Genomic DNA, 12,189 nt, shown 5'->3' on the forward strand with positions numbered 1-12,189 from the left:
TTGTCTGCACCGCATTTAGCATCCGCAGCTTTTTTATCTGCGCCGCATTTTGCATCAGTAGTTTTGTGTTGTTTTTTCGCTTTATCTGAACCACATTTCGCTTCACCACATTTTGCATCTGCAGTTTTAGTCACATGTGTTTCAGTCGTCGTCGATGCTGCCGAAACTTGGGTTGCTGCACCAACCATAGATAATGCAACTAAAGCGGCAACCGAAGTCATTGAGTTTAATTTATTCATTGTGAAGTTCCTTTTAAGTAAATATTGCTTTTGTACTAGGTACATAAAATTAGACGTGCGAACAATCAAATTATTACAGTCAAATTTAGATTTTTTTTGTGTAAGAAATCAAAAATTCAAACGACTAATAACTAATAAAACTTATTCGTTGTGAATTTCTCATGAAAAATCTAATTTATTCTTTACATAAACGCTATCAGAATTTGGGTTCCAACTTAAATTATTTTGATGGAATCGCCTCTTTAGCGCTTCGCCTATATTTAATTCCTATTTTTTGGATGGCTGGACAAAATAAACTACAACATTTCAATGATACGGTTGAATGGTTTGGCAATAGTGAATGGGGCTTGGGATTGCCCTTCCCATTGGTTATGGCTAGCCTTGCAATTTCGGCTGAGTTAGGTGGTGCTGTCTTACTTGCCTTAGGTCTTGCAACGCGACTGATTTGTATTCCATTGATCATCACTATGCTGGTCACTATCTTTACCGTCCACATTCAAAATGGATGGCAAGCCATTGCTGATCCACATGCTCCTTTTGCAAATATGCAAGTGATTGAATCGGCTGAAAAACTAGAGAAAGCGAGAGAGATTCTGAGCACTTATGGAAATTATGATTGGCTTACATCTAGTGGCTCATTTGTCATATTGAATAATGGCGTTGAGTTTGCAGTGACCTATTTGGTTATGTTGGGTGCACTACTGGTTCTTGGCGGTGGAAGATATGTAAGTTGTGATTACTGGATCAGTCGAAAAGTAATTAAATCAAAAAGATAGGTGCATAAAAACCTATCTTAATAGTGAAAGTGCGATCAACCACATGATACAGCCAATCAATAGATCTAAGACTTTCCAAGCTTTAGGATTTGCAAATACAGGACGCAATAATCTCGCCCCAAATCCTAAACTAAAAAAGAATAAAAATGACGCTGATACTGCCCCACTAGCAAAAGAGATCTTATCTGCATATTGAGCAGATATTGAACCTAATAATACAACCGTGTCTAAGTAGACATGCGGATTTAACCAAGAGAAACTGAGACATAAAACTATCGTTTGCCAGAAAGTCGTTGTTTCTTGTTCAGAAGCAATTAAACCTGACTGCGAATTATAAGCATTATAAAAGCTGCGGGCGCCGTAAATAAACAAGAAGAGTGCGCCGAAATACTTCATAGCTTGAATCAACCATGCTTGTTGACTCAATATTGAAGCAAATCCAAAAACACCTAAACAAATTAAAAATGCGTCGGATAAAGCACAGATCAGACATACCCAAAATACATGCTGTTTGAGCAATCCCTGCTTTAAAACAAAAGCATTTTGTGCACCAATTGCGAGAATCAGTGAAAGTCCCAGCGCAAAACCTGAGAAATAGGTCGAAAGCAAACGATTAACCTTTTTGTACTAAATAATGATATTCAGTATTGCTATTTTCATCTAAAGACTCTTCTTTCAACAGTAATTCATGCCCTAGATGCATGCAGAATTTAGGAATATCCCAAGAAGTTGAAGGGTCTGTTGCAAAAACTTCTACCACATCCCCAGATTTTGCTTTACGAATCGCTTGATGCAGCATCATCACTGGTTCAGGACAACGTAAACCACGGGTATTCAGTTGTACTGTTGGGAGTTTGGTTTGTTCAGACATCATATAACTCAAATATGCTAATTTTCACATTTTATCATAAAGTCATACTGTAGAAATCACCTGCACTTTTTTGAAAAACTGTACATTTCTTGCATCGTTTTAATGATGCATATCCGCTTTTTCTTCGGTATGATGAAAATCATCTAATTGATATAGAGAGTCTTTAGGAAAGATCATGGTCGATGAATCCAGTCCGTCGTGGGGTATGCGTGGCTTAAGAAAATGGTTAGGTACTGCACCTGAAACTCGCGATGAATTACTTAAGTTAGTTCAAGATTCACGTCGCTTCTTAGAACCCGACACAGTCGCAATGCTTGAAGGTGTTCTAGATCTGCCAGCAACGAAGATTCGAGAGGTTATGACACCTCGTACTGCAATTATTAGCTTACAAGAAGATGATCAGCTGCTTGACATCTTGCATGTTTTAATTGAATCAGCACACTCTCGCTTTCCCGTTTTTTCTGCTGATCAAACTGACAATGTTGTGGGCATTCTTCTTGCAAAAGACTTATTGCCATTTCTCACTGAACGCAATGTCAAAGTCGACATTCGCTCATTGATGCGCCAACCTGTGTTTGTTCCTGAAAGTGCGCGATCAGATCAAGTGCTTCGTATGCTAAAAAACACACAAACGCATATCGCCATCGTGATTGATGAATATGGTTCAACTTCTGGTTTAGTTACTCTGGAAGATATTCTTGAAGAGATTGTTGGTGAAATTGAAGATGAACATGACATTGCTGATGAAGAAGCTTTGTACATTGTTCCTGACAATGATCCAACCACAGCAAATACTTGGATTGTTCAAGCACTTACACCAATTGAACATTTCAACACAATTTTAGATGCAGATTTTTCTGACGATGAAGTTGAAACTATGGGCGGTTTACTGCTGCAAGAAATCGGTTTAGTGAGCGATCTACAAGGTCAGACGATTGAACTTGGTGATTGGGAATTTACCATTATTGAAGCAGATGCACGCACTATTCATCTGATTCGAGCTGTCCGTCAATGAGAAGCTACTTTGAAAAGCTGTTCAACCCATCCCAAACCCACAAACAGCTTCCGTTTATCTTTCCACTCCTGATTGCACTTATTTCAGGTGCAATCTTTAGTTTTGCGCTCGCACCGTATTACTTTTGGTGGTTAGCAATTTTATCCCCTGCTTTACTCTATGCCGGATTACGCCAGCGTAATCCCAGACAGGCATTTGTATTGGGCTGGGCATACGGATTCGGATTGTGGTTCGTAGGTGCATTTTGGTTATATACCTCCATTCACGTCTATGGTGATACTAACTCCTTTTTAAGCATTTTGATGATTGCCTTTATGGCAGCCGCAATGGGCTTATTTACCGCTTTTCAGACTTGGCTTTACCGTCGATTTTTCCCTGAAACTCCACTGACATTTGCACCACTTTGGGTTTTATTTGAATGGGCAAAAACATGGGTCTTCACGGGATTTCCATGGCTTTTTGCAGGCTATGCCTTCACTGAACGCTTACTCGATGGTTATGCGCCTTTATTTGGGGTCTATGCTGTATCGTTTGTCGTGATCGTGCTCGCATGTGCTCTTGTCGAAATCCTCAATCGTCGTTGGTTTTGGGCCATCCCATCTGGTTTACTAATCTTAGGTGCATGGGGTGCGGGTTTCATTCAATTTGTACAACCCAAAACAGAAAAACCACTCAGTGTTTCATTAATCCAAGGCAATATTCCTCAAGACCTGAAATGGTTGACTGAATATCAAATTAAAACCTTGGAAATCTATGCCAACCTGAGTCGTGCTGAATGGGGACGTGATTTAATTGTTTGGCCTGAATCTTCGATTCCTCTGTTTCAAACAGACATTCCTGACTTTTTAAAAGCAATGGATGCACAGGCTAAAAAATCAGATACTGCTTGGGTTACGGGTATTCCTTATTGGGACATCCCTAAATCACAACAAGTAGGTGAGCCTTTGTACTATAACAGTATCATGGCTTCTGGTAGTGAATCGTCTGGCTTATATAAAAAGCAACGCCTCGTACCCTTTGGTGAATACATTCCATTGTCTGGAATGTTGAAATGGGTACTTCCTGCAATGCAGAACGATGTAAGTATGAGTGGTTTTTCTCGCGGAGAACCAGATCAAAAACCATTGTCTGTGAAAGGACATGCGCTTGCAGCTGCAATTTGTTATGAAGTGGCTTATCCAAATCTCACTCGCCGTAATGCGCTCAATAGCGACTTTTTAATCACAGTTTCAAATGATGCTTGGTTTACAGGAACGGCTGGACCTTGGCAACATTTACAAATGGTGCAAATGCGTGCCAAAGAAAATGGTCGTTGGTTTATTCGTGCAACCAATACAGGCGTCACGGCATTTATTGATCAGAATGGTCATATTGTGAAACAGGCTCCTATGGATCACGAAGCAGTATTACGTGGTGATTTACCAGCGATGCAAGGTCAAACACTTTATAATCGTTTAAGTGATTTCCCGATTCTTATTTTCTCTGTTCTACTTTTAATTATCGGTTGGATATATCGCCCTAGAAAAGTCGATATTTCATTTAAATCACGTCGATAATTTCTAAAGAGCGTTTTGAATCCAAAGCGCTCTTTTTTATTCATAATATTCAAATTAAAATAAGATTGAGAACTGTACCGTGAGATAAGCGACTAAACCAGATAAGAAAAACATCGGCAAAGCTCGATACGCTTTAAAAATGAATTGTTCATATTTTGGAATTAGATGACTAATATTCCAAATACTGGTTTTCAAAGCACTCAAGAAACAAACGATAAACCACGTACTCAATAAACTGATCGCAAAAAAGCCAATGACGATCTGACTACTTCCTTCAGCCGTTTGCCATAAGTTTAATGCCCCTTCACAGACAGGTAATAAACTTAAAATGAGCAATACAGATTTAAGCATTGCCCAATGAAACTGATTCAGTTCATCTAACAAAAAAAATGCTTTCATCTGATTTCTCCATCACCCATTTAAATGATCTGAATTTATTATGCAAAGCTTTAATCTAAATAAAAAGTTTAATTTAATGAATCACTTCTGTTTCTTGTAACTATTAAATATGGGAATAATTCTTATTATAAATCTCAAATTAGTTTGATTATATTATTATCATGTTTTTCATAAATTTATGATTATTTTATGAATTAAGAAACATTATCACTTCACTCTTGATTTATTTATTCTAAAAGTGAAGTGATCGTTTTAATTAGAATTTATGGTTGATAATAAATATCTGCATCATTACCCTCACCACCCTCTTTTCCATCTGCACCGAACGAATACAAATCAAAAGAGCGACCTTCACGACCTGGAATCACATATTGTAAGTCATTTTCCCAGCTGTCTTTAGGATAACCACCTTTCACATAGCCACCAGGCAACCAATTTTTTGCGGTTGCAGGTTGATTCACTAATGCATCTAAACCACCATCTTGCATCGATGGGTAACGCCCATTATCTAATTTATATTGATCTAAAGCGCCAGCAACACCTTTTAAAGTAATTTGCGTGGTATCAACTTTAGCTTTTTCGCCGCGTCCCATCACGTTCGGAACGATCAATGCAGCTAGAACACCTAAAATGACAATCACAACCATCACTTCAATTAAGGTGAAGCCAGATTGCTTCATATACATTTTTTGCTTATTCATTTTCATCTCTTTCATGCAATTCATCAAATCATATTGTTCATATTAATAATTGGCAACATTACCGCAATCACGATCACCAATACAATCGCTGCCATAAAAACCAACATCAGAGGTTCTAGCAGTGCCAATAAGGTGGAGATAAAAGTCGTGACTTCTCGATCTTGCATCGTAGATGCACGATCCAACATGCGGTCTAACTCACCTGAAGCCTCACCACTACGAATCATTTGTACCATCATTGGTGGAAAATAACCGCAACGTTCTAACTGTGTTGCCAAATTACCACCTTCTGTTACACGCTCCATTGCGACTTCAATCGAATCACGAATCACCCAATTGTTACTCACCTCTGCACCAATGCGCAAAGCTTCAACCAAAGGAACACCTGAACGTGTCAAAATTGATAGTGTGCTGGCAAACCGTGCAGCATTTATACCACGTGAAAGTTTACCAAATAGTGGCAATTTGAGTGTTAATCGGTCAAATGCATAATGCCCTGCTGTTGTTCTTAAGAACCTCGTAAACAGGATGAGAGCAATAAAACCAATGATCAACATGCCTATCCATGTTTGACGAATAAACGCACTAATTTTCATCAATAACACGGTGATCCAAGGCAATGCCTCTTTACTTTGTTCAAAGGTTTTTACGATTTCAGGAACAACATAAGTCATCAATCCCATCACGATCCCAAATGACATCAACATCAGGATAATCGGATAGATCATTGCACCTTGAATTTTCTTCTGCATCGCAAAACGATTTTCAGTGTAATCAGAAAGCTGATCTAAGATCAGATCTAGATGTCCAGACCTTTCGCCAGCAGCAACTGTCGCAATATACAATTCTGGAAACCGTCCTGATTGTTGCATTGCCTGTGCCAGTGAATGTCCTTCCAAAACCTTTGATCGAACCGAAATTAAAAGATTTTGAACGTGTGACTTTTCACTCTGCTTGCTCACAGCTCGCAGTGCTTCTTCCAAAGGAATGCCTGCTGCGACTAAAACAGATAACTGTCGTGTCATCAGTGCCAAATCGTAAGCACTAAAGCTTTTTCTAAACCATGATCGCTGTTGTTGCTTGTCTTTTTGCTCAACCGCATCAACAGCAATCGGTGTCCACGCTTTGTCACGCAACTGTTGACGAATTTGTCGAGCGGAATCGCCTTCCAGCACACCTTTGTGTTGCTTTCCAGCAGCATCGATTGCAGTAAATTGATAAGCAGGCATGGTTCTGTTCTAATTGTCCAAAAATAGTTGTCGTTACTGTTGCATCCATGTAAGGAATAAGGAACGATAGTTCCATTCTATATTCATCAAGATCGTAAAATTACTGTTTTGATTTGAATATTTGATACGCCTTGTGCACAGCACTTTAGCATAATTCCATGATATGACGTCATGCCATTTTACACGTGAATAAAGCCAATATGCCTACCGAAAATTCTAACGCTATTCTTTACCGTATTCGAGTTGCATTACCCGTCTATGTGTATGACACGTTTGACTATACGGTCAGTGCAGAGCAATACCTGCAAGCTCAAATAGGCGCACGTGTTTCTGTTTCATTTGGTCGCCAAAATCTGATCGGTATCATTACTGAGAAAGTTGATCCAAATGAGCCGTTTACAGGGCAATTCAAACTTAAACCGATTACAGCACTTCTTGATGAAGATGCTATCTTAGACCAACAAGTTTTAACTTTGTTGACATGGTCTGCGCAGTATTATCAATTCCCGATTGGTGAAGTGATGCAAAGTGCACTTCCTGCACTCTTAAGACAGGGTCGTGCTTTAGATATCTTATTTCACCACTGGAATATTCTCACGCATGACGATCCAGAATCTTTATTAAAACGTTCTCAAAAACAATACGATGCCTATCAGATTCTAAAACTTCATCCACATGGCGCTACCGAAAATATTTTAAATCTTAGTGGTGTAGAAACTGCAACATTAAAGGCATTGGAAAAAAAAGGACTGGTTGAATGTCAGCTTGAAGCTCATGACTTTACACCGATGCCTGTACAACTTGCACAAATGCCTTTAACGCCGAACGAAGATCAAAAGCGAGCAATTCAACAAATACTCAAAGCTCAACAACGATACCAAGCCTTTTTACTAGATGGACTTACAGGCAGTGGTAAAACCGAAGTCTATTTGCAAGTCATGCATGAGGTCCTAAAGCAAAGTAAACAAGTCTTGGTGTTGGTGCCTGAAATTGGTTTGACACCTCAAACAGTCGCACGCTTCAAATCACGTTTTCATTGCGATGTTGCTTTACTACACTCGGGACTTAATGATTCAAAACGTTTGCAAGCTTGGCAACATGCACAAACTGGTAAAGCATCTATAATCATTGGAACGCGCTCTGCGATTTACACCCCTTTGCCGCATCTAGGTTTGATCATCTTAGATGAAGAACACGATCTCTCTTATAAACAACAAGAGGGTTTCCGTTATCACACTCGTGATGTTGCCCTTTATCGTGGTCATTTACACAATTGCCCTGTGATTTTGGGTTCAGCTACACCAAGTATTGATAGTTATCATTTAGTGGAGTCTGGTAAATTGCATTTACTTGAACTCAATCAACGTGCTGGAACTGCGGTCTTACCGAAAATGCATGTGATTGATCTAAAAGTAGCAAAGAAGAAAAATGGCATCAGTCAAAACCTAATTGATCAAATTAAATTAACTTTAGAGCGCAAAGAACAGGTTCTTATCTTCCTAAACCGTCGAGGTTACGCTCCTGTTTTACTATGTGAAAGTTGTGGGTGGCAAGCAAATTGCCCGCATTGTGATGCACATTTCACTGTACATTCACAACCTTATTCTTATTTACACTGTCATCATTGCGGTACGATCAATCGTCTACCAGACGAATGCCCTGCTTGTAAACATCAAACCTTAAAAAGCATTGGTGCTGGAACTGCAAAAGTTGAAGAACAGTTACACGAGTTATTCCCCCATCATGAAGTGATTCGGGTAGATCGTGACAGTACAAGTCGTGTGGGTAGTTGGCAAAAAATCTATGATCGAATTCAACAGAATAAACCAAGCATCTTGTTAGGTACTCAAATGCTGGCGAAGGGACATCATTTCCCACACGTCACATTAGTCGCTATTCTGGATATAGACTCAGGATTATTAAGCGTAGACCCAAGAGCACCTGAGCGCACAGCACAATTGATCATACAAGTTGCAGGACGTGCAGGACGTGGTGAACATAAAGGCAGCGTGTATTTACAAAGTTTAAGACCAGATCATCCAATGCTCACAACCTTGATTGAACAAGACTATCGTGCTGTTGCAAAACAAATGCTGAGTGAGCGTAAAGTTGCGATGTTACCGCCTTATCGTTACGCTGTTTTAGTCCGTGTGGAGTCGAAAGATCGTGATTATAGTCAACAGTTTTTGATGGAAGCAGCACAAGGCTTAAGAGCTATTTCAGCAAATATTATTGAAATTTGGGGACCTATTCCTGCCCCAATGGAACGTAAAGCAGGGCTTTATCGAGCGCATATGGTGATTTTATCTACCGACCGAGCAAAACTGCATTTTTATTTACGTCAATGGTGGCAACAAGTGGTACATTTACCTCGCCAACATCAACTCAGATTATCAATTGATGTTGATCCACAAGAGTTTAGTTGAATTCACGATAAGAATTTTAGATTCGAGGCATTAAATGTCTTTATTGATTACTGTCCTTTTTTTCCTCGTAGCAGCATTAATTTTTGCACCTATCGCAAAGCGTTATACATTCTCAACGATTTTGGGCTTTACGATTACAGGACTGTTGTTAGGTCCTAGTGTTTTCAAACTGATTGATGATGTTGATGAAATTCAACTTTTAACCGACTTAGGCATGTTGGCTGTTTTGTTTTTCCTAGGTTTTTATTTAAAACCTAAACAACTGTGGCAACAACGTCATCGTGTCTTAAAGCTCTATGCTATGCCTTTGGCTTTGATTAGCATTGTCCTCTGTGTCGTATGCTTTCTCTTGTTGGATCAGTTGTTACTAGGCTGTCTTTTGGGGCTATCCCTGAGCTTTTCATCTGTCTTTTTAGTACAACAATTTATAGAGCAAAAAAATCAGATTCATAGTCAATTAGGACAAAATAGTTTAACCGCAGTTCAACTACAAAGTTGTTTCGCTATTATTCTTATTATCCTTTTTCCATTACTCGAAGATACCGCAACTACACGTCATGGTATCGCCTATTTTGCTGCAATCATTGCAACAATCTCGGGGTTATTTTTAGCAAGCCGCTATCTAGTGCGTCCAGCTTTTCATTATTTAGCGCGTCATAAAAGTCTGGAACTTCTTCCCATCCTCAGCACGCTGGTTTTACTCAGTATTTTTTTGATACTACAGATTTTAAATATTCATATCTTAATCGCTGCCTTTTTAGCAGGTCTAGTGCTTGCTGAAACTGATTTTCGTACTGAGATCGGAAACTTTATTCAACCCTTTAAACATGCGCTCATCGGACTTCTGTTTTTTGCTTTAGGATTGAACCTAACACTCAATCCCTTATTCCAAACTCCTGTTTTTATTGTCGCTGCGATCGTTGGGCTTGTGGTGATTAAAGCAGGCATTATTGGAGTGACAAGCTATTTTCAACAACGCCAACTAAAACTCAGTAACCTGTCCGCTGTATTGCTGGCACAAAGTGGAGAGTTAACCTTTATCTTGCTCAAAATTGCTGAAAGTGAAAAAGTCATCAGTACGCAAATATTACAGCCAACTCTAGTCGTGGTATTTGGATCAATGCTTTTGACTCCACCTTTATTTTGGCTGGTGAATTCTAAAGTTTTACCTTTGATCTTGAAAAAGCCAGTTCAGCCCGATTCAGACGAAGTTGCGCAACATCCAATTCTAATTCTAGGTTTCGGGCGTTTTGGGCAAATCATCGCTAGAGTATTACATGCGCAAGGTCAACACTTTAGCGTCATTGATAGCAATCAACCTGCTGCTCATTTTATAGAACAATATGGACATCGCTTTATTGATGCTGACGTGACTCAAATCGAGAATCTTCGTATCGCTGGTATAGAACACTGTAAGCTGGCAATTTTAGTGATTGATGATGTTGAGGATAGTATGAATCTCGCTCGTCACCTTCGTTTGAATTATCCAGAATTAATTTTATTTGCACGTGCTCGTGATCGACATCATGCCCACCTACTGCATCAATTAGGCGTGCAACAAATTTATCGTGAAACCTATCTCTCATCTTTAGGTATGGCAGAAGATGTGCTGATCGAAACAGGTCTATCAATTGATGAGACAAAAACTCGAATTGAAGAGTTTAAACAGCACGATCAGGTGCTTTTGAGATCGCATTACAGTACATATGATGAAGACGATCAAATAGAGCGTTACCCGAATGCACTTGCAGAACTTGAAAATTTATTTGAAAACACATCTATTTCTGCAAAACATCGTTTGATGAATGAGCAAAATACACAAAGTGAAGCAAATTCTCAGCAGGAAATATCTTGAGTTTTTGCAAACTGACACCATTATTGACTGCATAACCATTCACCTTCTTATAAAGCCATAAGCGCTTTTCAAGGCAAAGCATTGCTTTGTTTTCCCCTAACGGGGTATTGGAGAAAAATATGTCTGATTTACGCCAACGCTTTTATATCGAAGACTGTCCTGTTCGTGGTGAAGTGGTTCATCTAGAAGAAACATTACAAACGATTTTGGCTCAAAGAGAATACATGCCTGCGGTTAAAAGCCTTTTAGGTGAGATGCTCAGCGCAACGGCATTACTTGCAAGCACGCTTAAAATTCGTGGGCGCATCAGCCTACAAATTCAGGCGAGCGGGACATTCAAATGGGCAATGGCGGAGTGTAATCATTTAGGTGAAGTACGTGCATTAGCTGATTACGAAGAAGATCCAAGATTTAATGAAGGTAGTGACAGTCGAACTGTTTTGGCAGCCCTCACCACCCCTGTTCTTTTTATCAATATCGAACCTGAACATGGTGAACGTTACCAAGGGATTGTACCTCTTGATCAACCGACTTTAGCAGTTTGTCTAATGCAATATTATGATTTGTCAGCGCAAATCCCAACACATATTGTACTAGCAACCAATGGAGAGCGTTCTGGTGGTCTTTTAATCCAGCTCTTACCTCGAAACGATGAGGAAGAACAAAAACTTGTTGATGAAGATATATGGCCACGTTTGAGAATGTTAACTGAAACACTCAAATCAGAAGAACTAACAGATCTTCCAGCCAATGAGATTTTGTATCGACTATACAATGAGGAAGAGGTTCGCTTACCAGAAGTTGAACAGCTCAAATTCGGCTGTACTTGTTCAAAAGAGCGTTGTGCCAATGCATTGATTCAAATTGGTGTTCATGCAGTTCATGAAACGCTTGAAGCACAAAACCCAATCCAAATGGATTGCCAGTTCTGTAATGCACGCTATGAATTTACCGCCGAAGAAGCATTAGGCTTATTTGGTGAACATTTGAGTTAATTGATTTTTCTCATAAAAAAGACGGGCTGCCGTCACTGCTGTCCCACAAATATCACAAGAAGAACCTCAATTGAGGTTCTTCTTGTTTTCGCCATTTTTTATCAGGCACAAAGAGTGACCTTAAAAG

At 39.4% G+C, this 12,189-nt stretch carries 12 protein-coding genes; 6 read left to right on the forward strand and 6 right to left on the reverse strand.

Annotated elements, in window-relative coordinates; translation table 11 throughout:
* Nucleotides 1-239 (reverse strand): HvfA family oxazolone/thioamide-modified RiPP metallophore (locus A2003_RS05590; protein ID WP_286686928.1); only part of this gene is annotated, 239 nt, incomplete at its 3' end.
* Nucleotides 240-400: 161 nt separating this feature from the next.
* On the opposite strand from A2003_RS05590, the gene A2003_RS05595 reads away from it, so the two are divergent.
* A complete protein-coding gene (locus A2003_RS05595; RefSeq protein WP_286686929.1) occupies nucleotides 401-1,015 on the forward strand; it encodes an HvfX family Cu-binding RiPP maturation protein in 615 nt (204 codons plus the stop codon).
* 12 nt (nucleotides 1,016-1,027) lie between these two features.
* On the opposite strand, the gene A2003_RS05600 is transcribed toward A2003_RS05595, so the two are convergent.
* Both A2003_RS05600 and tusA read right to left on the reverse strand, forming a co-directional pair.
* Nucleotides 1,028-1,624: a LysE/ArgO family amino acid transporter gene (locus A2003_RS05600; RefSeq protein WP_004916736.1), complete on the reverse strand. Its 597-nt coding sequence runs from the start codon at nucleotides 1,622-1,624 to the stop codon at nucleotides 1,028-1,030.
* 4 nt (nucleotides 1,625-1,628) lie between these two features.
* A complete protein-coding gene (tusA, locus tag A2003_RS05605) occupies nucleotides 1,629-1,886 on the reverse strand; it encodes a sulfurtransferase TusA (protein WP_004916739.1) in 258 nt (85 codons plus the stop codon).
* Nucleotides 1,887-2,061: 175 nt separating this feature from the next.
* Between tusA and A2003_RS05610 the strand changes: the two genes are divergently transcribed.
* On the forward strand, nucleotides 2,062-2,901 hold the full coding sequence (locus A2003_RS05610; RefSeq protein ID WP_004916742.1) for a CorC family transporter: 840 nt from the start codon (nucleotides 2,062-2,064) through the stop codon (nucleotides 2,899-2,901).
* Nucleotides 2,898-4,457: an apolipoprotein N-acyltransferase gene (lnt, locus tag A2003_RS05615; protein WP_286686930.1), complete on the forward strand. Its 1,560-nt coding sequence runs from the start codon at nucleotides 2,898-2,900 to the stop codon at nucleotides 4,455-4,457. The genes A2003_RS05610 and lnt overlap by 4 nt, the downstream gene beginning before the upstream one ends.
* A gap of 54 nt (nucleotides 4,458-4,511) precedes the next feature.
* Here the strand turns inward: lnt and A2003_RS05620 are convergent, their stop codons facing one another.
* The 3 genes from A2003_RS05620 to gspF all read right to left on the reverse strand — a co-directional run bounded on the left by A2003_RS05620 (nucleotide 4,512) and on the right by gspF (nucleotide 6,786).
* Nucleotides 4,512-4,856 (reverse strand): hypothetical protein, encoded by a 345-nt coding sequence (locus tag A2003_RS05620; RefSeq protein WP_112987113.1) that lies wholly within the window; start codon nucleotides 4,854-4,856, stop codon nucleotides 4,512-4,514.
* Between the two features lie 263 nt (nucleotides 4,857-5,119).
* Nucleotides 5,120-5,557, reverse strand: coding sequence for a type II secretion system major pseudopilin GspG (gspG, locus tag A2003_RS05625; RefSeq protein WP_004916750.1), 438 nt, complete (start codon nucleotides 5,555-5,557; stop codon nucleotides 5,120-5,122).
* A gap of 23 nt (nucleotides 5,558-5,580) precedes the next feature.
* Entirely contained in the window at nucleotides 5,581-6,786 is a 1,206-nt protein-coding gene (gspF, locus tag A2003_RS05630) for a type II secretion system inner membrane protein GspF (RefSeq protein WP_004957567.1), read from the reverse strand.
* A gap of 200 nt (nucleotides 6,787-6,986) precedes the next feature.
* On the opposite strand from gspF, the gene A2003_RS05635 reads away from it, so the two are divergent.
* The 3 genes from A2003_RS05635 to hslO all read left to right on the forward strand — a co-directional run bounded on the left by A2003_RS05635 (nucleotide 6,987) and on the right by hslO (nucleotide 12,062).
* The gene (locus A2003_RS05635; protein WP_286686931.1) at nucleotides 6,987-9,212 is read left to right on the forward strand and encodes a primosomal protein N'; all 2,226 of its coding nucleotides are present in this window, start codon (nucleotides 6,987-6,989) and stop codon (nucleotides 9,210-9,212) included.
* 34 nt (nucleotides 9,213-9,246) lie between these two features.
* Nucleotides 9,247-11,067, forward strand: a complete 1,821-nt coding sequence (locus A2003_RS05640; RefSeq protein WP_286686932.1) for a cation:proton antiporter domain-containing protein — start codon at nucleotides 9,247-9,249, stop codon at nucleotides 11,065-11,067.
* A gap of 119 nt (nucleotides 11,068-11,186) precedes the next feature.
* Nucleotides 11,187-12,062 (forward strand): Hsp33 family molecular chaperone HslO, encoded by an 876-nt coding sequence (gene hslO, locus A2003_RS05645; protein WP_286686933.1) that lies wholly within the window; start codon nucleotides 11,187-11,189, stop codon nucleotides 12,060-12,062.
* Nucleotides 12,063-12,189: the final 127 nt, after the last annotated feature.

It is taken from the genome of Acinetobacter sp. GWC1_38_13 (assembly GCF_001767535.1).
Lineage (GTDB): Bacteria > Pseudomonadota > Gammaproteobacteria > Pseudomonadales > Moraxellaceae > Acinetobacter > Acinetobacter junii.